The 21,896-nt window shown below is 70.0% G+C and carries 25 protein-coding genes and 1 pseudogene; 11 read left to right on the top strand and 15 right to left on the bottom strand.

Annotated features, from left to right (window positions below):
• Nucleotides 1-47 precede the first annotated feature (47 nt).
• Nucleotides 48-671, top strand: coding sequence for a copper resistance CopC family protein (locus tag ABD907_RS13395; RefSeq protein WP_345216755.1), 624 nt, complete (start codon nt 48-50; stop codon nt 669-671).
• Nucleotides 672-683: 12 nt separating this feature from the next.
• Here the strand turns inward: ABD907_RS13395 and ABD907_RS13390 are convergent, their stop codons facing one another.
• Nucleotides 684-1,127, bottom strand: a complete 444-nt coding sequence (locus ABD907_RS13390) for a PPC domain-containing DNA-binding protein (protein ID WP_345216754.1) — start codon at nt 1,125-1,127, stop codon at nt 684-686.
• Between the two features lie 38 nt (nt 1,128-1,165).
• Between ABD907_RS13390 and ABD907_RS13385 the strand changes: the two genes are divergently transcribed.
• The gene (locus ABD907_RS13385; protein WP_345216753.1) at nt 1,166-2,107 is read left to right on the top strand and encodes a phosphoglycerate dehydrogenase; all 942 of its coding nucleotides are present in this window, start codon (nt 1,166-1,168) and stop codon (nt 2,105-2,107) included.
• A gap of 130 nt (nt 2,108-2,237) precedes the next feature.
• Here ABD907_RS13385 and ABD907_RS13380 read toward each other — a convergent pair whose 3' ends face one another.
• The 3 genes from ABD907_RS13380 to ABD907_RS13370 form a co-directional block, all read right to left on the bottom strand.
• The gene (locus ABD907_RS13380; protein ID WP_345216752.1) at nt 2,238-2,906 is read right to left on the bottom strand and encodes a histidine phosphatase family protein; all 669 of its coding nucleotides are present in this window, start codon (nt 2,904-2,906) and stop codon (nt 2,238-2,240) included.
• Nucleotides 2,907-2,969: 63 nt separating this feature from the next.
• Nucleotides 2,970-3,488: a gluconokinase gene (locus ABD907_RS13375; protein ID WP_345216751.1), complete on the bottom strand. Its 519-nt coding sequence runs from the start codon at nt 3,486-3,488 to the stop codon at nt 2,970-2,972.
• Nucleotides 3,489-3,541: 53 nt separating this feature from the next.
• Nucleotides 3,542-4,936, bottom strand: a complete 1,395-nt coding sequence (locus tag ABD907_RS13370) for a hypothetical protein (protein ID WP_345216750.1) — start codon at nt 4,934-4,936, stop codon at nt 3,542-3,544.
• 438 nt (nt 4,937-5,374) lie between these two features.
• On the opposite strand from ABD907_RS13370, the gene ABD907_RS13365 reads away from it, so the two are divergent.
• Together ABD907_RS13365 and ABD907_RS13360 are read left to right on the top strand one after the other, a co-directional pair.
• Nucleotides 5,375-5,662 (top strand): hypothetical protein, encoded by a 288-nt coding sequence (locus ABD907_RS13365; protein ID WP_345216749.1) that lies wholly within the window; start codon nt 5,375-5,377, stop codon nt 5,660-5,662.
• A 246-nt stretch (nt 5,663-5,908) separates the two neighbouring features.
• The gene (locus ABD907_RS13360; RefSeq protein WP_345216870.1) at nt 5,909-6,472 is read left to right on the top strand and encodes a dihydrofolate reductase family protein; all 564 of its coding nucleotides are present in this window, start codon (nt 5,909-5,911) and stop codon (nt 6,470-6,472) included.
• Nucleotides 6,473-6,893: 421 nt separating this feature from the next.
• Here ABD907_RS13360 and ABD907_RS13355 read toward each other — a convergent pair whose 3' ends face one another.
• Nucleotides 6,894-7,610, bottom strand: coding sequence for a DUF3800 domain-containing protein (locus tag ABD907_RS13355; RefSeq protein ID WP_345216748.1), 717 nt, complete (start codon nt 7,608-7,610; stop codon nt 6,894-6,896).
• A 146-nt stretch (nt 7,611-7,756) separates the two neighbouring features.
• On the opposite strand from ABD907_RS13355, the gene ABD907_RS13350 reads away from it, so the two are divergent.
• Nucleotides 7,757-8,230, top strand: a complete 474-nt coding sequence (locus ABD907_RS13350) for a VOC family protein (RefSeq protein WP_345216747.1) — start codon at nt 7,757-7,759, stop codon at nt 8,228-8,230.
• 132 nt (nt 8,231-8,362) lie between these two features.
• Here the strand turns inward: ABD907_RS13350 and ABD907_RS13345 are convergent, their stop codons facing one another.
• Nucleotides 8,363-9,157: a 2,3-bisphosphoglycerate-dependent phosphoglycerate mutase gene (locus tag ABD907_RS13345; protein WP_345216746.1), complete on the bottom strand. Its 795-nt coding sequence runs from the start codon at nt 9,155-9,157 to the stop codon at nt 8,363-8,365.
• Between the two features lie 157 nt (nt 9,158-9,314).
• On the opposite strand from ABD907_RS13345, the gene pcm reads away from it, so the two are divergent.
• Entirely contained in the window at nt 9,315-9,941 is a 627-nt protein-coding gene (gene pcm / locus ABD907_RS13340) for a protein-L-isoaspartate O-methyltransferase (RefSeq protein WP_345216745.1), read from the top strand.
• On the opposite strand, the gene ABD907_RS13335 is transcribed toward pcm, so the two are convergent.
• Nucleotides 9,910-10,914: a helix-turn-helix transcriptional regulator gene (locus ABD907_RS13335; RefSeq protein ID WP_345216744.1), complete on the bottom strand. Its 1,005-nt coding sequence runs from the start codon at nt 10,912-10,914 to the stop codon at nt 9,910-9,912. The two genes, pcm and ABD907_RS13335, sit on opposite strands and share 32 nt — an antisense overlap.
• Nucleotides 10,915-10,977: 63 nt before the next feature.
• On the opposite strand from ABD907_RS13335, the gene ABD907_RS13330 reads away from it, so the two are divergent.
• The gene (locus tag ABD907_RS13330; protein WP_345216743.1) at nt 10,978-12,021 is read left to right on the top strand and encodes an ATP-binding cassette domain-containing protein; all 1,044 of its coding nucleotides are present in this window, start codon (nt 10,978-10,980) and stop codon (nt 12,019-12,021) included.
• On the top strand, nt 12,018-12,812 hold the full coding sequence (locus ABD907_RS13325) for an ABC transporter permease (RefSeq protein WP_345216742.1): 795 nt from the start codon (nt 12,018-12,020) through the stop codon (nt 12,810-12,812). Before ABD907_RS13330 ends, ABD907_RS13325 begins: the two co-directional genes overlap by 4 nt.
• 96 nt (nt 12,813-12,908) lie before the next feature.
• On the opposite strand, the gene ABD907_RS13320 is transcribed toward ABD907_RS13325, so the two are convergent.
• On the bottom strand, nt 12,909-13,286 hold the full coding sequence (locus tag ABD907_RS13320; protein WP_345216741.1) for a VOC family protein: 378 nt from the start codon (nt 13,284-13,286) through the stop codon (nt 12,909-12,911).
• Between the two features lie 81 nt (nt 13,287-13,367).
• On the opposite strand from ABD907_RS13320, the gene ABD907_RS13315 reads away from it, so the two are divergent.
• Nucleotides 13,368-14,135 carry a TetR/AcrR family transcriptional regulator C-terminal domain-containing protein gene (locus ABD907_RS13315; RefSeq protein ID WP_345216740.1) on the top strand — a complete coding sequence of 256 codons (768 nt, stop codon included), beginning with the start codon at nt 13,368-13,370 and terminating at the stop codon, nt 14,133-14,135.
• Between the two features lie 33 nt (nt 14,136-14,168).
• Here the strand turns inward: ABD907_RS13315 and ABD907_RS13310 are convergent, their stop codons facing one another.
• Together ABD907_RS13310 and ABD907_RS13305 are read right to left on the bottom strand one after the other, a co-directional pair.
• On the bottom strand, nt 14,169-14,684 hold the full coding sequence (locus ABD907_RS13310) for a putative immunity protein (RefSeq protein ID WP_345216739.1): 516 nt from the start codon (nt 14,682-14,684) through the stop codon (nt 14,169-14,171).
• Nucleotides 14,681-15,294: pseudogene (locus tag ABD907_RS13305) on the bottom strand (putative immunity protein). The gene ABD907_RS13310 and the pseudogene ABD907_RS13305 overlap by 4 nt, the downstream one beginning before the upstream one ends.
• An 88-nt stretch (nt 15,295-15,382) precedes the next feature.
• Between ABD907_RS13305 and ABD907_RS13300 the strand changes: the two are divergent.
• Nucleotides 15,383-16,141, top strand: coding sequence for a MerR family transcriptional regulator (locus tag ABD907_RS13300; protein ID WP_345216737.1), 759 nt, complete (start codon nt 15,383-15,385; stop codon nt 16,139-16,141).
• 59 nt (nt 16,142-16,200) lie between these two features.
• Here ABD907_RS13300 and ABD907_RS13295 read toward each other — a convergent pair whose 3' ends face one another.
• From ABD907_RS13295 to ABD907_RS13285, 3 genes are all read right to left on the bottom strand, one after another.
• On the bottom strand, nt 16,201-17,211 hold the full coding sequence (locus ABD907_RS13295; RefSeq protein ID WP_345216736.1) for a glycine betaine ABC transporter substrate-binding protein: 1,011 nt from the start codon (nt 17,209-17,211) through the stop codon (nt 16,201-16,203).
• A 118-nt stretch (nt 17,212-17,329) separates the two neighbouring features.
• A complete protein-coding gene (locus tag ABD907_RS13290; protein ID WP_345216735.1) occupies nt 17,330-18,019 on the bottom strand; it encodes an ABC transporter permease in 690 nt (229 codons plus the stop codon).
• Nucleotides 18,016-18,663, bottom strand: coding sequence for an ABC transporter permease (locus ABD907_RS13285; RefSeq protein WP_345216734.1), 648 nt, complete (start codon nt 18,661-18,663; stop codon nt 18,016-18,018). Before ABD907_RS13285 ends, ABD907_RS13290 begins: the two co-directional genes overlap by 4 nt.
• A 77-nt stretch (nt 18,664-18,740) precedes the next feature.
• On the opposite strand from ABD907_RS13285, the gene ABD907_RS13280 reads away from it, so the two are divergent.
• Complete coding sequence (locus ABD907_RS13280; protein WP_345216733.1) at nt 18,741-19,763, top strand: ABC transporter ATP-binding protein; 1,023 nt, start codon at nt 18,741-18,743, stop codon at nt 19,761-19,763.
• 89 nt (nt 19,764-19,852) lie between these two features.
• On the opposite strand, the gene ABD907_RS13275 is transcribed toward ABD907_RS13280, so the two are convergent.
• Together ABD907_RS13275 and ABD907_RS13270 are read right to left on the bottom strand one after the other, a co-directional pair.
• Nucleotides 19,853-21,067 (bottom strand): aminotransferase class I/II-fold pyridoxal phosphate-dependent enzyme, encoded by a 1,215-nt coding sequence (locus tag ABD907_RS13275; RefSeq protein WP_345216732.1) that lies wholly within the window; start codon nt 21,065-21,067, stop codon nt 19,853-19,855.
• Nucleotides 21,060-21,836 carry a YqjF family protein gene (locus ABD907_RS13270; RefSeq protein ID WP_345216869.1) on the bottom strand — a complete coding sequence of 259 codons (777 nt, stop codon included), beginning with the start codon at nt 21,834-21,836 and terminating at the stop codon, nt 21,060-21,062. The genes ABD907_RS13275 and ABD907_RS13270 overlap by 8 nt, the downstream gene beginning before the upstream one ends.
• Between the last annotated feature and the right edge of the window lie 60 nt (nt 21,837-21,896).

Here is a 21,896-nt window from a genome sequence, read left to right as displayed (position 1 = left end):
GCCGCGCCCGACGGCACAGCCCGGTGGTCCGGGCGTAGCGTGGCCGTGTGCCTGACGCTCGTGCCCGCAGCCTGTTTCTGACGTCTCTGGTCATGGTCGCGACGGTTCTCGCGAGCCTGGTCATGGTCGCGACCGCCCCGCGCGCCGCCGCGCACGACGTGCTGCTCGAGGCCAGCCCGGCCGACGGCGAAACCCTCACCGAGGCACCCGACCAGGTGACGCTGACCTTCAGCAACGAGCTGATCGACAGCAACCGGGCCATCGTCGTCACCGACTCGTCCGGACAGACGGTGGCCGAGGGTGCTCCCGCCCTCGACGGCGCCACCGCGACCCTCGAGGTTCCGGAGCCCTTGGCCGACGGCGACTACACCGTCACCTGGTCCGTCGTCTCCTCCGACGGGCACCGGGTGGAGGGCGAGTACCCGTTCACCGTCGCAGCAGACGACGGCGAGGAAGCGACATCGGCGAGCGGGTCGACGACCACGGCCGGCGTCCCGGAGAGCACCGCCACCCCGGACGAGGCGGGCACGTCCGGCGAGCTCGCCGGAGAGGACAGCGAGGCGACCGGCCCGCCGCTGGACCTGCCGCCCTGGGCCGCGATCGCCGTCGGCCTGGCCATCCTGGCCGGCCTGGTGATGGCCATCGTGCGCCTGGTCCGTTCGCGCCGCTGATCCCGCATCGCCTCAGGCCTGGGAGCTCTTCTCGGCCAGCTGCGGGATCCCGTGCTCGTTCGGCACCCGGGTGAGGTCGTGGCCGCCGAGCTCGAGGATGACGATCTCGCCGAGGTAGAGGATGCGGCAGCCCTCCTCCAGGTGCCCGCTCACGGCGGAGTGCTGGTCCGAGACCGTCATGTGGATGTGCGGGACGCCGTCGGCGATGACGCCCTGCATCTCGACCAGCTCGAGCGCCTCGTCCTCCCAGGTGGGGAAGACCTCGACCGGCGGATAGTCCGTGGTGGTGACCATGTGCATCCTGCAGTGGTCGAGAGTGCCGATGCCGGACACCACCACCCCGGTGCGGATCCGTGCCGCGGTGACGAACTCGCGGACGGCCTGCAGGACGTCGTCGCCCGGGTCGAGCTTGAGGACGTGCGAGGCCGTCGGTGCGGCACCGGAGAAGTACTGCATGATGCTCCTTCTGGTGACGTTCTGGCAGAGTCCTTCTCGTGAAGCTACTGCTACCTGACAACGTCCCGCTCGATCCCGACGTGCCCGACGACGTCACCGTAGTCACCTACGACGTCGACGCGCCCGTCCCCGAGGAGCACCTCGACGCCGAGGCGCTCGTCCTGTGGGCCAACGCCGGCCCGACGGTCCCCGCCGTGGCCGGGCGCATGCCGAACCTGCGCTGGGTGCAGACGCTGGCCGCCGGCCCGGACGCCGTCCTCGCTGCGGGCTTCCCCGAGGACGTGCTCATCACGTCCGGCGCCGGGCTGCACGACGCTCCGGTCACCGAGCACGCCCTCACCCTCACGCTGACGCTGCTGCGTCGGGTGCCGGAGATCCTGCGCGCACAGGAGGAGCACCGCTGGGACCGCCGACTCGGCGGCCCCCAGCCGCTGCGTCCGGAAGGTGCCGTGACCTCGCTCATCGGGGCGCGGGTGCTCGTCTGGGGCTTCGGCAACATCGGGCAGACGCTCGCGCCGCTGCTGAGCGGGCTGGGCGCCACGGTCCGCGGCGTGGCGCGCTCGGCCGGTCAGCGCTCCGGCTTCGACGTCGTCGCCGAGAGCGACCTCGAGGCCGAGCTGGCACAGACCGACGTGCTCGTGATGATCCTGCCGGCCACGCCGGCGACGGAGAAGGCCCTGGACGCGAAGCGGCTGGCGGAGCTGCCGTCGCACGCCTACGTCGTCAACGTCGGACGCGGCGCCACGCTGGACGAGGCGGCGCTGCTGGAGGCGCTCGAGTCGGGATCGATCGCCGGGGCCGCACTGGACGTCACCGCGATCGAGCCGCTCCCCGAGGACTCACCGCTCTGGGAGGCGCCGAACCTGGTCATCAGCCCGCACGCCGCCGGTGGGCGGCCGGTGGGTGGCGACAAGCTCATCGCCGAGAACCTTGCGGCACTGCTGGACGGGCGTGAGCTCCGCAACGTCGTCGAACGCTGAGGCCGTCGTCGAGTGGCGCGCACCAACCCTCCGTCGAGAGCAGGCAATAACACCGAGAGTGGTTGCTTCAACACCCGCTCTCGGCGCGGGAGCCTGCTCTCGGCGAGGGCGAGCTGATTCGGGCGGGCGCTCAGGCGTCGACGTCGACCGGCTCGCCGGCGGGACCGTCGGCGAGGGAGGTGTCGATCTCCGGCCCGCCGACGGCGTAGCCCTCCCAGGTGAGCGCCGTCCAGCCGTTCGTCGGGTCGCCCTCGAGGACGACGACGCCGGTGTTGCCCACCGGCGTGACGGAGGCGTACTCGGTGCTGACGTTGTCCGCGCGCCCGGGCACCCAGGAACGGATGGCGGCGCCGTGGCTGACGACGACCGCGGCGTCCACCCCGGATGCGGCGACCTCGTCGATGACCGCGTCGTAGCGGGCGAAGAACTCCTCGCCGCTCTCGCCGCCGGGCACCCGCCCGTCAAGACTTCCGTTGCCCCAGCTGAAGATCGCCTCGAGGTAGCCGTGCACGGCCTCCATGTCGCCGCGCATCTCGAGGTCGCCGGCGGTCACCTCTCGGATGCCGTCGCGGATCCACGGCTCGAGCCCGAGCGCGGCCGCGAGCGGCGCCGCGGTCTGCTGGGTTCGCACCAGGGTCGAGGTGACGATGAGGCCGACCGGTTCGTCACCGAGGACCTCGGGCAGGGCCGCGGCCTGCTTGCGGCCGAGCTCGGTCAGGTCGGCTCCGGGCTCACCGGTGTCGAGGAGCCCCTCGACGTTCGAGCTGGTCTGGCCGTGCCGAACGAGAATCAGTCGCATGCGCTCATCCTCTCGCAATGACCGACGCGGAGTCGCGTGGGCCTGGTCACGTCCACGTGAACATCACATGGACGGCAGCCGGTCCAGCACCTCGGTGAGGACTTCCTCGGGCGTGCCGGTGCTGCGGATGGCGATGCCCTCCTCGTCTGGACCGAGCTCCTCGAGGGTGTCGATCTGGCTCTGCAGCAGGCTCGGCGGCATGTAGTGCCCCTTCCGGCTACCGATGCGGCCGGTGGTCACGTCGGCCGGCGGAGCCATGTGCACGAAGATCGTCCGGCCCTCGGCGGCGCGGAGCACGTCGCGGTACCGGTGCCTGAGCGCCGAGCAAGTCAACACCGTGGACTGCCCCTCGCGAGCCTGCTGGGTCATCCAGTCCCGGATGGCGGCGAGCCAAGGCGCACGATCGTCGTCGTCGAGCGGGACGCCGGAGCTCATCTTCGCCCGGTTGGCGTCGCTGTGGAACTCGTCCCCCTCGGCGAAGACGTAGCCGAGCTCCTTGGCGAGATCGACCGCGATCGTCGTCTTGCCACTGCCGGACACTCCCATGACGACCAGATGCCGTGCTCCATCGTGTTCTGACATGCCTGCTCCCGATCGTCTCCTGGTCCTAGATGAACCTATCGGGCCGGGAGCGGTCAGGCTTGCAGCGGATGCGCCTCCTTCTCGCTGCCGACCTCGCTGTTGGCCGTATGCGCGCCGTCTTGGGAGGAGTAGGCCGTCGAAGCCAACGTCGGCGGGTCGATCTCTTCCTCAACGGGAGTCACCGGCTCAGCACGCATACGTGGTGGAGCGGCCGCCCACGCCTTGAGGTTCTGCATCACGTCCGCATAGAACGTGTCGATGAGATCGACGGCAGAGTCGATGAACGCTCCCTGACCCCTTCCGCGCTTGAGTCCCATGGACGTGGACAGAGCGATCCGAAAACTCTTGGGTTCGCGCGCAGGATCTGGAAGCAGCACCATCGGATCTTCCCGGGCCAAGGAGATCAGCTCAGTGGCGCCCGGTCCGCGGGAACGAGCCGAGAACACCTCCACCCGCAGCTGGTCCGGCGCATTCTTGAGCTGCCTGAGCAACCAGTTCACGCGCGTCTTGGGCCTGCCCTCACGGGGTGCATCGATGTCCACATGACACGTGAGCGACCTGGCACGCAGGTCAGCGGTCATCACGAGTGTTCCCACCGTGTTCGGGATCTTGATCTCGCCCACGAGGACACCCTCGTCGACCAAGCTTTTGGTCAGCGACGCGGTGTGCAGGGACGGATCCGCCCGTTCCTTCCTGGACAGCACGGGCGACACCTCGGCGCCGAGCCGGCGCCCGAGCTGCAGGCTGGCGTACCGAACAAGTGCGTCGAACCTCGAAACTGTCTCCCGCAGTCCTTTGTCCGACGCCCGTAGAGTTCCCGTCCGGACCGCGTCGCGCACCGACACCCAGGAGTCACCCATGTCCTCGAACTCCATGGCTCCGGACCGTGGGTGCTCCAGGTAGCGAATGAGTTCTCCGAGAATCCATGCCTGATCGGGGTCCGCAACGCCGCGGAACTCCTTCTGCATCACGGCTTCGGTCAACACTCGCGTCCAGGAGAGGTGGTGAAGGCTCACCTTCCGCAACTTGCGCTTGTCGACCTTCGTCGGGTGCTGGTCCACCACGGGAGCAATCTCGTTCGAGATGGTGATCAGTGCGTCAAAGCCGTTCTCTTTGGCGATGTCGAGATAGTTCTCGATCTGGGCGGTCTGCAACGTGTTGTTCGAGGTCTTGACCTCCACGAGCGCGGTCCACGACTTCTTCCCACGGCTCGCACGAATCAGTCCGTCAGGAAAGAGTCGTTGCTCGGCGAGCTGGAACGGCACCTCGATATACGTCTCGAGCGTTCCGGCGGGTGCACCGAACGGCTTCGTGAGTGTCCGACCGAACTCGCGCACCGAGCTCATGACAGCGAGAAGCGCCGATGTCGCTCGGCGCTCCTGCTCCTCGGCGCCGTTGATGCCGGACGTGGGGATGAGCCGGGCTTCGTGCCAGGTCTCCTCGGTCATCTATACCTCCATTGGTCGGACGATCGAGGCTATCCGCGGACAGCCGTTGGCGTAGCGGCTTCGGGCACGCGCACGTCATTGATCTGGTCAGCAGTACAAACGCGGGCCGAGTTCTGCGCGGAGCCAGGGAGACTGTTCGACCCACACCAGTGCTCGCTGTCGTTCGTGCCTCGAGCGTCAGCTCCAGTCGTCGCCTCATATGGTGCAAGACCTAACAAGGCGGGGTCGCTACCTGCCGCCGGCGATGGTCCGCACCAATCCATACGACCCGGCCGCACCCCTCGTTGTCACATATGCCGCTCACCTTGCGGTGGATCGTTACTACATCCGCTGGTCCAACCGGACTGCCCCGTGCAACCCGATCAAGCGACACGACATGTACTTCACCTTCGACGACCACGGAGGAATCGACGGTACGCCAAGCGCATCAAGCAATGCGTGGACCTCGCCGGTCAACCGTTCCTCGACCCCATTGTCATCCACCCCGACCTGTGGGTAGAACGAGTCGTCACCATCCGCGACGACCTCGCACACCACCGCGAACAGTTTAGAAGCGACGGCACCGCTGGAGACCACCTCCTCGCCGAGCAACTCTATTGGCTCTTCGCCCTCTGCCTGCTCCACCTAGCGGACGCCCCCGACGTGGTCTACGACGGCATCAGCAAGCGCTCGCAGGTCCGCTGGCTCACCGAACGAGCGGACTCATCCGGGAGCGAACCGGCGTGAACACGCCACAACGACAGCGAGTCGTCCGGCGATCCGGAAGGGTCCGAACAGACCCGCCGAGGGATCCCTTGCGGGTCGCCGGCGCTGGGATCGAACAACCGCCGGAACGTTGCCGCAGACGGTTCTCTTCCGTACGCAGCATCCGCTTGGCGCGGTGGTCAACCGGCACTTTATGTGGTGTGACCAATGGATTTCCCCGCGGTGTTGGTCTGTACGCCGAATACCGACTCACGGGAGGCTGACGCCATGCGGAAACTGACCTTTGGCATGAACGTGAGCCTGGACGGCTACATCGCCGCGCCCGGCGACGACCTCGGCTGGAGCGTGCCGAGCGACGAGCTGTTCCAGTGGTGGTCCGACCGGGTCGAGACGACGGGCCTGGCGCTGTACGGGCGCAAACTGTGGGAGACGATGAGCTCTCACTGGCCGACCGCCGCCCAGCAGCCTGGCGCCACACCGGCGCAGATCGAGTTCGCCCGCCGCTGGCGGGACATGCCGAAGGTGGTGTTCTCCTCGACGACCAGCGCGGTCGACTGGAACGCCCGCCTGGTCACCGGTGATGCTGTCACCGAGATCACCCGGCTCAAGATTGAGGATGGCGGTCCCATGGACGTCGGCGGCGCCACGCTCGCCGCGGCGACCATGCGGGCCGGGTTGATCGACGAGTACGCGATCGTCACCCACCCGGTCCTGGTAGGCGGCGGCACGCCGTTCTTCACGCCCCTGGACAACTGGGTAAACCTGAACCTGGTGGAGACCCGTACGTTTCCCGACGGCGTGCTCCTGACCGGGTACGAGACCAGACGCTGAGCGTCCGACCTCCGATCGGCGCGGGCTCGGGCCACCCGAGGATCCCGTGGCCGTTAGGGGACACTCCCGTCCGTTATGCCGGGTGCCGTACTGGAACCTTAGACACTGGCCCAGACCGCTTCGAACGTAGACACCATTGCCTGGAACGGCACGGCGCGGTGTCGGATGTCCCCAGTCCCCGGTATCTGTGTTGCTCATAACGCTCCGATCAAGACGGTGATACGCGTGAGCATGCTGGATCAGCACCGACGTCAGATGACGAGAGCGCCGCTGCCGGTTCGTTGTGCAACCCCATGCGCGACGCGCCCTAAACGTGCGTTCGTGCGTTGTCGGTGACCGATGCTAGGTTCAACGTGCAGGCCGCAGCCATGCTGCCGCCCGCATCGCCTTCAGCCCCCGCATCGCGGGGGCTGTCGTGCATCTACGGCCAGTTGCCTTCGTTGTGTACTCGCCCCGAGTCGACCAGGGTGTTCCATAGCTTCGCCATCTCCCGCGAGGCACGGGGATCCGACTCGGTGACCGTGTGCACTCGTCGATAGATGAAGGCCAGCATGTCGGCGGCTTGGAGCATCCGTGACATGTGGCTGGGCGCGAAATGAACGGTGTCGAGTAGACGGTCAAGGTTGGTCTGCATGTAGACGCCCGGGGTTCCCTCGGTCTGGTAGGTGGCGAAACGTTCTCGGTGACGATCTCGGTCGTGACGATCATCAGCGATGATGAGGGTGTAGGTGTCGCGCGTCGCGGACACCTGTTGCGCTCGCTGCAATATGTGCTGGAAGCAGACCTGCTCCGGCGGGAAGTTCACTGGGTAGAAGTTGCGGGCCTGTCGCTCAGCCAAGCGGGTGACGTGCACCCAGCGCAACAAGATGACGACGTCCTCGGCGACAATGGCCTCGAAGACTTTGTGGAAGACACCCACTCGCACGCGAGTCGGCACGTGTTTCCAGTCCTCCTTGTTGTGGAAGATTGGATGGCCGTGAAGCTCGGTGGTCGCCGGTATCCCCCAGTCAACGGCGACCTGGCGCATGGTGCGGTTCAGAGAATCGGTGATCGCCTTGGTCGCGTGCTCGTCGGCCATCAGACCGGCAAAGCCGTGGAAGTCCCCTTGGTCCGACTCGTCGACAAAGCACAGAAGCACGCGGTCATGCTGACACGCGGCACTTCGCTGATGGCCCAGTAGTGCCAACCAAGCGCGCCGACGAGATCCCGGATGGCCGATCCTCTTCCGGAACTCGGGGAAGCGTCAGCCCGAGCGGATCGCAGCCACTCGGTAACGTGCAGCGCATGCCCATCAAGCTCGAGAACGTCGGAATCGCGGTCCGCGACCTTGAGGCGACGATCGCCTTCTTCGCCGACCTCGGGCTGATCGTGCTGGGCCGGGACACGGTCAGTGGAGAGTGGACCGACACCGCCATCGGCCTCGACGGCAACCACGCCAAGATCGCCATGCTCCAGACCCCAGATGGCAACGGTCGCCTCGAACTCTTCGAGTACATCCACCCGAGCGCGATCGAGACGGAGCCCACCCGACCCAACGAGATCGGCATGCACCGCGTCGCCTTCTCGGTCGACAACATCGACGAGGCCCTCGAGATCGCCGCGAGGCACGGCTGCCACCCGCTGCGCGGCGTGGCGACCTATGGAGACGTCTACAAGCTCACCTATGTCCGCGGCCCCAGCGGCATCATCGTGATGCTTGCCGAGGAGCTGAACAAAGCCGGCCGCGAGCCCGGTACTGGCGGGGAGACGCTCCGCTGACGGTCGCCTTACGTGCGCCCCACTCTGGGCAGCGCGACCTCGCGATCCGACGCACCGGTGCCCGCCGCCGCCGGACCGTCGAGGGGGCGGGCGCGCGAATCGTTGCGCCGACGCTAGAGAGGTGACGTGCCGTCAGGTCCCGCCCTGCCGTGCGATGACCGCCGCCTCCAGGAGGGCCATCTCGGGGTCGAGGTAGACACCACCGCGCACCTCCGGACGCAGCCGGCCGCCCCCGTCGTCGGGCAATTCGGCGAAGTCGTACCGCAGCGGCCGGGCGTTGGGCACGTTCAGCGTGGTGAGCTCTTCGCCGGTGAGGTCGTCGAGGATCGCGCAGAGCGCGCGGAGCGAGTTCCCGTGCGCGACGAGCAGCACGTCGTGACCCGCGCGCAGCTCGGTGAACAGGTCCGGCACCCAAGGCTGCAGCCGCTCAACCACGTCGGCGAGGGACTCGGTCGGCGTCAGGGCATCGGCCGGGAGGCGGTCGAACGGGCTGAGGCGGCGCCACAGGTCCACGGTCTGTTGGTCGAGCGCGGGCGGACGGCCGTCGAGCGAGCGGCGCCAGTGGAGGTACAGCTCCTTGCCGTGGCGTTCCCGGATGTCGGCCTTGAGGTGACCGGAGAGGGCGCCGTAGTTCCGCTCGTTCAGGCGCCAGGTGCGGGCGATCGGGCGGTCGATGCCGAGGGCGGCGGTGACGAGTTCGGCCGTGCGCCAACCGCGGGCCAGCTCGGAGGTGAGGACCAGATCCGGTGTGAAGCCCGCCTCGATGAGCCGGGAACCCGCGTCGCGGCAGGCCTGCTCGCCGTCGAGGGTGAGGTCGACATCCAGCACGCCCGTGAAGATCTCGCGGGCGTTGCCGACGGACTCGCCGTGACGCAGGAGGACGAGTGTCCCCATGCGGGCACCACCGGCGTCCGAGGAGCTGTTCACGGACTCACTCTGGCACGGCCGACCGGGCGGTGGCTCGGGCGCTGTTGGACGCCGTCGCGCTTCGGGCCTCGCCTGGGGCCCGCCGCCGACGAGAGGCGCGGTCGACCCGCTCGCGCGACGATGGACGTGAACCAACCCGCCGAAGGGGGTGTGCACGATGAGCGCCGATCCCACGACCGGTTCGGGCGCGAACCGACCAGTCTCACCCGCCGACCGGGTGCGGGAGGCCATGGCCGCCGTCGACCGAAGGGCGTTCCTGCCCCCGGACCAGCTGCGTTTCGCCGACGCCGACCTGCCCCTACAGATCGGGCACGGCGCCACCTGCTCCCAGCCCAGCACCGTGGCCGCGATGCTCGAGCTGCTCGACCATCAGCCGGGTGACGAGGTGCTCGACGTCGGCTCCGGCTCCGGCTGGACGACGGCGCTGCTCGCCCATCTGGTCGCGCCCGGCGGGTCCGTCGTCGGGGTGGAGATCGAGCCGGGCCTCGTCGAGGACGGCCGCGACAATCTGTTGGGGTCCGGCATCACCGAGGACGCGGATGTCCACATCGAGCAGGCCGAACCCGGGCGGGTCGGCTTCCCGGGCGAGGCTCCGTTCGACCGGATCCTCGTCTCGGCCGAGGCGCGGCAGCTGCCCGAGGGCCTGGTGGACCAGCTCGCCGAGGGCGGACGGCTCGTGATCCCCGTGCGCAGCCAGATGGTGGTCGCCGATCGGCAGGGCGAGGACGTCACCACCCGGGAGTTCGGCTCGTTCAGCTTCGTCCCGCTGCGGGCGGCGGAGTGACCGCCCGGTCCGGGCCGAGGGCCGCCGTCGCGCGTTCGGCGAAGGTGCGCAGCGCCTCGTGGACGGCCGGATCGTCGCTGATCAGCTCCCACCCCATGTCCGACGGAATCCACAGCAGCGCCATGAGCAGCTCGGGTACGGACCGGGCGGCGAGCGGCCAGTCCACCGTGCCGTCGGGACCTTCCGTGGCGTTCTGCGCCCACACACCGAAGTACTCCCGCACCAGTGCCATGGATGCCTGCATGCGCGCGATCGCCTGGTAGTTCGACGAGGTCGGGGAGTGGGCCGCCAGGACGAACTCGGCCGCGTCCTCGGCCGGCAGCTCGCGCGGTGCCACACGCACGCCGGTGGGTTGTAGTCCGGAGAGCCGGTCGACGCGGAAGGTGCGCCAGTCGTCCCGACCGACGTCCCACGCCACGAGGTACCAGCGGCGTTCACGTGGCACGAGGGAGTGCGGCTCGATGTGCCGGGACGTCTCCTCCCCCGAGCGCGCGGTGTACCGGAACCGCAGTCGTTCGTGGTCGCGGCAGGCTAGCGCCAGCTGGGCCAGCACGTCCGCCGCGACCCGCTCCTCCGACCGGACGGCCGGGATCGTGTGGTCCTGCAGGGCCCGGACCCGGCGCCGGAGATTCCGCGGAAGCACCTGCTCGATCTTCGCCAGGGCACTGAGCGAGGTGTGCTCGCCGTCGCCCACGCCCTGGACCGCTGCGGTGCGCAGGCCGACGGCGATGGCGACCGCCTCGTCGTCGTCCAGCAGCAGGGGCGGGAGCGTGGCGCCGGACTCGAGCTGGTAGCCGCCGGCGATGCCGGGGTTGGCGGCAACGCGATAGCCGAGCTCGCGGAGCCGGTCGACGTCGCGGCGCAGGGTGCGCTCGGAGACGCGGAGGCGGGCGGAGAGCTCCGGACCCGTCCAGAACCGGTGGGTCTGGAGGAGGGAGAGCAGCCGAAGGGCGCGGGACGTCGGATCGGACACGTCGAAAAAGATAACCGTCCTTGCGGCCAGGATCTGTCCGCATGGCTTTCTAGTCTGGTTTCCATGGGTACAGAACCGATCATCAGCGCACGCGGGCTCCGCAAGGTCTTCCGCGGTCAGGGCGGCAAGGACGTGGTCGCCGTCGAGGACATCTCCATGGACGTGAAACCCGGGTCTCTCACCGCGTTCCTCGGCCCGAACGGTGCGGGCAAGTCCACCTCCCTCCGTATGCTCACCACGCTCCTCGAGCCGACTTCCGGGACCGCGACCGTGTGCGGGTACGACATCGCCCGCGACCCGGCCTCGGTGCGAGCCCGGATCGGCTACATCGGTCAGAAGAACGGCGCGGGCCAGTATCAGCGGCTGCGCGACGAGCTGCTCAGTCAGGGTGCGATGTACGGGCTCGGGCGGGTCGAGTCGCGGCGACGCACCGAGGAGTTGATCGAGGCACTCGACCTTGCCGAGGTCGCGAACCGCAAGACGATCACACTCTCGGGCGGGCAGCGCCGTCGGGCGGACATCGCCCTCGGCCTGATCCCGCACCCACGGCTGCTCTTCCTCGACGAGCCGACGACCGGTCTGGACCCGCAGTCACGGGCCAACCTGTGGGACCACATCCTGCGGATGCGGCAGCGGCACGAGATGACGCTGTTCCTGACCACGCACTACCTGGACGAGGCCGACCAGTTCGCCGAACGAGTGATGGTGGTCGACAGCGGCAAGATCATCGCGGACGACTCCGCGCCGCGGCTCAAGGCCACGCTCGCCGGCGACCGCATCACCCTGACCGTCACCGGCGGCGCCGAGCCGGCCGCCACGATCGTCCGGCGGGCGGCCGAGGACTCCGGCGCCGCGCATCCCGAGCCCGAGGTCACCGCCGATGGCGAGAACAGCCGGATTGTGGTCGCGGTCAACCACGGTGAAGAGGTCCTTCCCCGCCTCATCCGCGAGCTCGACGCCGCCGGTTCGACCGTGCTGACTGCCGACCTCGACCAGCCCACCCTCGATGACGTCTTCCTCACGCTCACCGGCCGCAGCCTGCGCGAGGAGAACCAGTCCACCGACGAACCCACAGCCGAGCCGATCAGCGCAGGAGCAACCCGATGAGCACCACGACCCAGACGCAGCGCCCGGGGGCCAAGCCCTCGGGCGTCATCAGGGACTCGATCAACGTCTTCAACCGCGAGCTGAAGCCGACGCTGCGCGACCCGTTCAGCCTGGTGTTCTCCCTGATCCAGCCGCTGATGTTCCTGGCGTTCTTCGGTCCGCTGCTGGGCGGCATGACCGGCCAGCCGATCGCCGAGGCGTTCCAGTGGTTCGTGCCCGGGATCATCGTCATGACGGCCCTGTTCGGGACCGCGATGACCGGCTCGAACCTGCTCTACGAGATCATCATGGGCGCGCACGAGCGCATGCTCGTGGCCCCCGTCTCCCGGGCCGCGCTGCTTCTGGGTCGGGCCTTCAAGGAGATGGTGCCACTGGTCCTGCAGTCGGTGGTGCTGGTGGCGATCGCGGCCATCTTCGGATTCCGCCCCTCGATCCCCGGCATGCTGGTCGGCCTGGTGCTGCTGGCCGTCTTCGGGATGGGGCTGGGCGCCTTCAGCTACGCGCTCGGCATCGTCTCGCGGGACCGGGACTGGCTGTTCTGGACCGTGCAGCAGACCCTGCTGTTCCCACTCATGCTGCTCTCCGGCATGCTGCTACCGCTCGAGTCCGGGCCGCGGTGGATGCAGATCCTCGCCATGGCGAACCCGCTGACCTACATGGTCGACGCGCAGCGCGACCTGTTCAACGGCATCTTCACCAGCCACGACGTGTGGCAGGGCGCCCTGGCGGCAGCGATCGTCGGAGCCGCAGGGATCGTGGTCGGCATTCGGACCATGCGGCGCAGCATCTGACGGCCGAGCCTTCTGCGCCGAGAGCAGGCTTCTGCGCCGAGAGCGGGTGCTTGGACACCCGCTCTCGGTGTGATCGCCTGCTCTCGGCGGGAACCGTCAGCCGTTCCAGTCGACGAGCTGGACGATGACGCCGTTGGGGTCACGGACCTGGAAGGCCCGCTCGCCCCACTCCTCGACGGTCAGCGGCATGGTGATGGCGACGCCCTCCCGCTGGAGGCGGTCGAGCTCCGCCTCCAGGCCGTCGACGACGAACGCGAGGATCTGCCCCTGGGCATGGACCTCGCGCTGGTCGTCCGGCAGCGTCGGGAGGCCGACGCGCAGGAAAATCACGTTCATGCCGGAGTCGGACCGGCTGAGGGAGTGGAAGCCCTCGGCCGCCATGTCCTCTCGAAAGCCGAAGTGCTCGACGAGGAACTGGGCGGAAGCGGCCGGGTCGGTGACGTTGAGGCTGATCGCGGACGAACTGATGTTCATGACTCTCCTCGGTTGACGGACGAAGCGCTGTTAGGTCGTACAGCGTACGTCGTACAACGTACGGTGTGCGACAGTATTCCCGTGACCACTCCACGGGCCGGCAGCGGCGATCCGGCGCGCACGATCGCTCTGCTCTGGCGGCACGCGCTGCCGACGCCGTCGCCCCGGCGCGGACCGCGGCAGGGCCTCGACGTCGACCTGCTGGTCGAGCGAGCGGTCGCCCTCGCCGACGCCGATGGGCTGGAGGCGGTGACGATGCGGAAGGTCGCCTCCGTCGCCGGCACGGCACCGATGACGCTCTACACCTACGTCCCTGGCCGGGCCGAGCTGATCGACCTCATGCTCGACCATCTCTACGCGCGCATGCCCCGCGCCGACGTGGCGGGCCTGCCGTGGCGCGAGCGGGTCCGCACCGTCGCCGACGAGAACCGTGAACTCTTGGAGACCCACCCCTGGGCGGCGTCGGTCTCCACGACCCGCCCCACGCTGGGCCCCGGCGCCACGGCGAAGTACGACCACGAGCTCGCCGCGCTCGACGGACTAGGCCTCGACGACGTCACGATGGACGCCGCCCTGGACTGGGTGCTCGCCTTCGTCCAGGGCTGGGCGAGGTCGGCCGCGGCCGCCGCCGCAACTCGCCAGGACACCGCCATGGACGAGGAGCAGTGGTGGGCGACGGCCGGCCCGCTGCTCGAGCGGGCGATGGACCCGGCCGCGTACCCGCTCGCCAGTCGGGTGGGCACGGCGTCCGGACAGGCGCAGGGCGGCGCCTGGGATCCCGGCCGCGCGTTCGAGTTCGGGCGGGAACGCGTGCTGGACGGGCTGACACCGCTGATCAAGCGCGGCTGACCGACCTCGCACGGCCGACCGACACCTCAGGCCTCAGCAGGCGAACACCGACCAGCAGAGGTCGTTGCGCAACCTCTGGTCGTCGAGGACGAGCTCGCGGATCTTCTCCTGGAGCTGATCGCGTTGCCACTGGCACTCGAGCCGCCCTGCGGTCTCGCGGTGGCCGTCCGTGGCCGCGGCGCGTGCCGCCTTGATCGCGTAGGCGGCCGCGCCGAGTTCGTGCGCGGCGACATGTGCGACGACCGCGGCCTGGCCGGCGGCATATGCGGCGTACCGGGCTGCCCCTTGCAGGTCCCTGGCGGCGCCCATGGCGTGGCCGCCCACCGCACGAGCAGTCATCATCCTGACCTCGCCGCGCACCCAGGCCCGTGCGTGCTCGATCGCCTGGCGGGGTCGCGGGTCGGCCGGCCGTGCGGACTCGAAGTGAACCAGCACATGCTCGGCGCACGATGCGGCCCAGAGCGCGAGGAGGTGGTGGTCCGCGTCGGTGAGTGTTCCGCCTCGGCGGAATGTCACGAAGCGCGGGTCCCGCACCTTGGGGAGGATCATGACGCCCGCCCCGTCCCACGCCCATCGGCGGCACTGCCCGAGGGGTCGTCAGGTAACCGCTTGGCCACCGAGCGCAGGGACTGGTCCAGGGTGCTCATCAGCCGGGTGATAGGACCGCTGCCTCCCGATGCGGCCGGGTAGCGGTGGAGCACGTCGATGATCACCGGGGTCGCACGCTGGCGCGACCGTTCCAGCAGGGCGTCGCCGACCGCCGGGTCGCCGCCGGCCTCCAGCTCCCCGATGCGCGCGACGCTCGCGGCCGCTCGGAGGATGTGGCCGACCTGGTCGGCCTGGCGATCGGGTGCAGGTACGCGGCCGACGCGGCGTCACCGGCAGCTCGGGCGGCGAGCCGCGCGGATTCGGAGGGCGCCGAGCGCGCGGCCCGATGAGCGTCGAGAGACGTGACGCGCTGCCGTCTGGCCCTGCCGGCGCCGTCGATGAACGCCCAGGCCGCATCGATCGCCGCCCGAGGACGCGGATCGTCTGGGACAGCCTGCTCGAACACCGGCAGGACGTCCTCTGCATGCTGAACCACGTAGCGAGCCACGACGCGCAGCTCGTCCATCGTCAGGTCGAAATCGCCAGACACGACGGGTGCGCTCGAGGTCATGCCCATGAATCGTATCCTTGAACGCCCGGTGGAAACTTGCTGACGAGACTCCGCCGACCTGCGCAGAAAACTCTCAATAGGAGGCCAGATGCGGCCCGTGGATCTGGCCCGTCGGCACGGTCTTTCGACACAGGCGATCCGCAACTACGAGGCTGCCGGCATCATCCCGCCGGCCCGCCGAAGCCGGACGAGCTACCGGGACTACACCGCCACTCATGCCGCCGGCCTCGCGGCCTACCTGGCGCTGGTTCTTGCCTTCGACTCCTCGACGAGCCGCCGCCTCATGCGTGCCGTCACCGCCGGCCGCCTCGACGAGGCACTCGAGCACATCGACGACGGACACGCGCTGCTGGCACGCGACCGCAGCACGTTGCGGACCGTCGAGACGGCGCTGACGGATCTCGGGCCCGGAGCGCCGGAGACCGCCGTGGGCATTCGGTTGCCGTACAGCGTCGGAGAGCTCGCCCGCCACCTCGGGCTCAGCCCGGCCACCCTGCGCACCTGGGAGCGCGCCGGCGTCCTCGTCCCGCGACGCGATCCGCGCACCGGCCACCGCCAGTACCTGGCGTCGGACGTCCGCGAAGCCGAGCTGGCACACCTGCTGCGCCGGGGAGGCCGGCCCCTGGACACCATCGCCACCGTCCTCGGCGAGCTCCGCGACGCCGGCAGCCTCGACGCGCTACTCACGACGCTGGACCGGTGGCGGCGCGACCTGACGTCGCGCGGGCGGGCTCAGCTCCATGCCGCCGGTGAGCTCTCCGCCTACCTCGACGCCCTGGACCGGCGGGCGAGCACCGGCTCAAACGCCCGCCGAGAGCGGACTCCTGCACCGAAAGCGGGCGCTTGAACGTTTGCTCTCGGCGCTATCGGCTGCTCTCGGCAGAGGTGAGCGTGACGCGACCACGGTCAGTCCGTGGCGAGGGCCGCATCGGACGAGAAGACCATGCCCAGGGCGATCTGACCGGACCTGAGGGCTTCCTTGGTCAGCGGGCCCCCGGCGTCGAGCGAGACGAACTCGGAGAAGGTGAGCCCGTAGGTCTCCTCGAGGCCCGGCTGGCAGAACGGCCTGTCGGGGCACTCGACCGGGCCGCCCAGGCTCAGCGATCCGCACTCCTTCGCGAGCTCCGAGAGCGTCGAGACGTCGTGCTCCTCGGCGAACGCCTCCGTGACGGCATAGGCGTTCTGGTCTGCCGCGGCGGACGGCTCGCCGAAGACCAGGCCGACCTGCTCGCCGAGCTCCCTGAGGTTCTCGGTGGTGGCCTCCAGGTCCGCGCTGGCCTTCGGGTTCTCGGCCGGGGCGTCGGCGCCGTTGATCTTGGTGTTGAGGAACGCCGTCAGCGTCCCGACGTACTCGGGCACGATGTGGATCTGACCGGCCTCCAGCGCGGGCTCGTAGGTCTCGCGGTTGCCGATGGTGCGCACCTCGGGGTCGTAGCCGGCGTCGGTCAGCGCCAGCGCGTACAGCTCCGCGAGCGTGCCGGACTCGGAGAAGTTGGCGGCACCGATCACGACGCGGCCGGAGCCGGAGGTCTCGGGCACCTCGATGCCGGCGTCCGCGTAGAAGTCGGCGGCGGCCTGCGCAGAGGTGTTCCGCTCGACGTCGACCGCCTTGTTGAGGTCGATGAGGATCTCGGTGTCGAGCGCCGCAGAGACGGCGTCCAGCGCCGAGATCATGGCCGGCTCGGCGACCTCGGCGTTGATCGCCGGGATGATGTTGTCGACGGTCTGCAGGTTTTTGTCGTCCTCGAGGACGACGAGCTGCTCTCCCGCGATCGGCTCGCAGGCCTCGGCGGTCGTGCCGCCGGCCGTCTCGCGGTCGGGCTGGCCGCCACCTCCGCCGCCGGCCGAGCCGGGTTCACCGCAGGCTGCTAGGGCGAGGATGGCGAGCCCTCCGGCGAAGGCGGTCATACGGCGCATGGGTCCCTCCGGGGGCCGGTCTGCTGAGCTGGTCTCGAGGGACGCTAACGTGCGGCGCCGACATGCACCACGCGTTATCGGAGGGCCGCGTCGGAATCGGCGGAATGCCCGCCGGCGCCTATCCCCCGGTCCGGGCCGCCGCACGCATGGCCGGGGGCGTGAGGAAGCGCTGCGCCGCGCCGAGGAGCGCTTCGAGCCCGAGGCAGACGACCACCACGAGCAGGGCTCCCGCGAGCGCCTGACCCCACCGCTGGGTGAACAGCCCGTTGGAGATGATCAGCCCGAGGCCGCCGCCGCCCACCAGGGAGGCGAGAGAGACGGTGGCGACGATCTGCACGACGGCGGTGCGCACCCCGGCGGCGATGAGCGGCAGCGCCAGTGGCAGCTCGACCTCACGGAGCAGCCGCGCGGACGACATGCCCATGCCGGCGCCGGCGTCACGCGCGGCCGGGTCGACTTCGCGCAGCCCGGTCCACGTGTTCGACAGGATCGGTGGCACACCGAAGACGGCGACGGCCAGGATGGTCGGCCACTGACCGAGCCCCAGCCCGGCGGTGAAGATGTACAGCAGGGCGAGGGTCGGCACGGCCCGGGTGAGGTTCGCCGTCGCGATGACGACGCCGCCGCCGCGGCCCGTGCGCCCGAACCAGACACCAATCGGCAGCGAGACGACGGCGGCGAGCACGACGGCGACCAGGGTCATCCACAGGTGGTCCCCGAGCAGGTCGAGGATGCGTCCCTCGCCCGTCCAGCTGAGCGGGTCGTTGAGGTAGACGAAGGCGTTCTCGAACGCCGAGCCGCCGCTCATGCGCGCCGCCATCTGACGACCAGCCGGCCCAGTGCGAGCAGCAGCAGGTCGGCGACGAGCGCGATCGCCACGCACAGCACGGTCGCGGCCAGGATCTCGGCCCGGTAGGAGGAGTTGAATCCGCTGTACATCGCCTGTCCCAGGCCGCCGTACCCGACCACCACTCCGACCGTGACCAGCGCGACCGTGGTGACCGTCGCGAGCCGGACGCCGGTGATGATGGCGGGCAGCGCGAGGGGGAGCTCGACGGCGAGCAGCCGGCGCAGCGGCGAGTAGCCCATGCCGCGCGCGGCGTCCACCACGTCGGGCGGGACACCGCGCAGCCCGACGAGCGTGTTCCGGACGAGCACGAGCATCGCGTACGCGACGAGCCCGATGAGCACGGTGGTGCGGCCGATGCCGGTGAACGGCGCAAGGAGACCGAACAGCGCGATCGAGGGCACCGTGTACAGGACCGCCGAGGAGCCGAGCACCGCACCGGAGATCACCGGGCGGCCACGGGCCAGGACCGCGAGCGGCACGGCGAGCAGCAGTGCGATCAGCACCGCCTGCACGGTGAGACTGACGTGCTGACCCGTGAGCTCGGCCAGGTTGCGCCAGTTGTTCTCGAGGTATCGCCAGGAGAACCACGGGTTGTCGCTCACCGGCGAGACGCTACCGGTTGGTGGCCGGCTCATCCGCGGCGCCCGTGTCATGGGCGCGTGCCGATAACGTCGTCGTTGTGCCCACCGAGAACAGCAACCGTGCCCACATCCGCTTCGACGAGGTGGGCAAGGAGTATCCGGACGGCACGGTCGCGGTCGCGGGCCTCGACCTCGATGTCGCCCAGCACGAGTTGCTGACGCTGGTCGGCCCGTCCGGGTCGGGGAAGTCGACGCTGCTGCGTATGGTCAACCGCCTGGTCGAGCCCACGAGCGGCCGGGTGCTCGTCGACGGCGACGACGTGGCCGGGGTGGACGAGGTCCGGCTGCGCCGCGGCATGGGGTACGTGATCCAGCACGTCGGGCTCTTCCCGCACCGCACCGTCGCCGAGAACGTCGCGACCGTGCCCCGGCTGCTCCGGTGGGACAGGCGGCGCACGCGCGACCGGGTCGCGGAGCTGCTGTCGCTGGTGCACCTGGACCCGGAGCTGCACGGGCCCCGCTACCCGCACGAGCTCTCGGGCGGCCAGCGGCAGCGGGTCGGCGTGGCGCGGGCGCTGGCCACGCACCCGGCGATCATGCTCATGGACGAGCCGTTCGGCGCGGTGGATCCGGAGGGCAGGCGGTCGCTGCAGACCGAGTTCCGGCGGATCCACGACGATCTCGGCACCACGGTGCTGCTCGTGACGCACGACATCGACGAGGCGGTGCTCCTCGGGGATCGGGTGGCCGTGTTCAGCCAGGGCGGCAACCTCGAGCAGCTGGCCACGCCGGCGACGCTGCTCTCCCGCCCGGCGAACGCGTTCGTCGAGGGGTTCATCGGCGAGGCGCGGGCGATCAAGCTGCTGGCGGTCACCGAGCTCGACCGCCGGCACGTCGAGCCGGCGGAAGCAGGGGGCGGGCCAGGCGCAGCCGACGGCAACGGCAACGAACGGCCGACGGTTCGGCTCGGGTCCTCGCTGGAGGCCTGCTTCTCCGTCCTGGCCGGCGCTTCGGCCGGCGAGGTGACGGTGCTGGACGACGGCGGAGCCGCCGTCGGGAGGTTGACGCCGGCGAGCCTGCACGCCGCCCTGCGCGGTGCGGTCACCGCGAACGGTTCCTGAACGTTCGTGAGTGACGACTCAGCACGCGAATGACAACTCACCGGGTGGTGGGCAGGTCACGGTGGTGGGCGGGTCGCTCCCGTGAGACGTCAGGTTCGCAGGCGCTGGAGGCCTTCGACGGCCCGCTCGAGCACCTCGGGCGACTTCACGAAGGTGAACCGCACCCACGACCGCAACGACTCGGCGACGGCGCCGCCGGGGGTGCAGAAGGCGGAGATCGGCACGCCGACCACGCCGGCCAGCTCGGGCAGCTCCCGGCAGAGGGTGGCTGCGTCGTCGTGGCCGAGGCCGGCGGCGTCGGCGGCGACGAAGTACGTGCCCTGCGGGGCCAGCGGCGCGAAGCCCGCCTCCTCCAGCGCACCGACCAGGAAGTCCCGACGCTGCCACAGCGAGTCTCGCAGGCCGGAGACGTAGCTGGCGGTCCGGCCGTCGTCGTCGAGGCCCTTGGCGACCGCGTGCTGGAAGGGTCCGGAGGCGACGTAGGTGAGGAACTGCTTGACGGTGCGGACGCCGGTGACGAGCTCGGCGGGTCCGTGGACCCAGCCGACCTTCCAGCCCGTGAAGCTCAGGGTCTTGCCGGCCGAGGAGATCGTCAGCGTGCGCTCGGCCATGCCGGGCAGCGTGGCGATGGGGATGTGCTCGGCACCGTAGGTGAGGTGCTCGTACACCTCGTCGGTCACGACGACGACGTCGTTGGCGGTCGCCTGCTCCGCGAGGGCTGTGAGCTCCTCCCGGCTCAGCACGGTGCCGGTGGGGTTGTGCGGGCTGTTCACCAGCAGGACGCGGGTGCGGTCGGTGAAGGCGGCGGCGACGTCGTCCGGATCGATGCGGAAGCCGCCGGCGGCGGGCCGCATCGGCACGGTGCGGTGGGTGGCGCCGGTCAGCGCGATGATGGCGGCGTAGGAGTCGTAGAACGGCTCGAGGGTGAGCACCTCGTCGCCTGGCCCGGCGAACGCCATGATCGAGGCGGCGATGCCCTCGGTGGCGCCGACGGTGACCAGGACCTCGGTGTCGGGGTCGGCCTGGAGGCCGTAGTGGCGCTGCTGGTGTGCGGCGACGGCGCGGCGCAGCGCGGGGACACCGGATCCGGGTGCGTACTGGTTGGGTTCGTCCCTGATGGCGGCGACGGCCGCCTCCTTGAGGAAGTCCGGTCCGTCGACGTCGGGGAAGCCCTGGCCGAGGTTCGCCGCGCCGGTGCGGCCGGCGAGCGCGGTCATCTCGGCGAAGATCGTGGCGGCGACCGTGCCGTCGGGAGCGAGCAGGCCGGTTGCGCGGGCCACGTCGTGCCATCGGGGCTCAACCATGCCGGCCATTGTGCCTGGCTCGGACCGGGAGTCCGATACGTACCGGCACACCGGGCGAGTAGTGCACGAGCGGCTCGCCCGTGACCGGCGGCAGACCGTTGGCCAGCACGAGCTCGTTCACGTCCGCCCGGGCCTCCGCGCGGTGGAGCGGCCAGGGCGGATGGTCGACGTCCACCCGCCACAGCCGTGCGAACCGCCAGGTGTAGGCCGACCAGCGACCGGTGAGGAAGTCGGTCGCCTCGTCCGGCTCCATCGATTCGCCGATGGTGGTCCGCGAGCGCATCCCCGGTCCGCCGTGGGGGCGTCGGGTCCCGGCGTCCAGCTGACGGGCTGGCGAGTCCGGGTCCCGGGGCGGCGGGTGCAGCTGCCGGGAGCGGGCGGGGTCGGGTGCCGTCCTCAGGGCCGTCCGGGCGAGCGTGTAGGGCAGGCCGAGCCCGCGAAGGGCGGCGACGACGGGGAGTCGCGGGCATTCGAGCGAGAAGAACCAGATGCCGTCTCCGCCGTCGGGTCCGCGCACGTAGGTCCGGACGTTGACCTCGGCGAAGTGGGACAGGTGCGGGACGGGCGGGGTGAACGCGGCGCGTACGTGCATCCGCAGCGGCGTGATGCTCAGCCATGCGTCGCCGTCGAACGTGTGCGGCGTCAGGCCGGGCGGGAGCAGCGGCGTGATGGTGGCCGCGGGAAGCCGCCAGTGCAGGAAGGTGATCTGCTCCCAGCGCTGGTGGGTCACGGCCCGCGCCACGGACCGGTCGGGCAGTCTGCCGACCATCACGACCACCTCCCTCGGCGACGCCGGACAGACCGATCATCTCTCGGGCGGCAGGCGGAT

Source organism: Georgenia halophila, assembly GCF_039541595.1.
The sequence above is the reverse complement of the archived record's forward strand: the minus strand, read 5'-3'. Positions and strand labels throughout refer to the sequence as shown.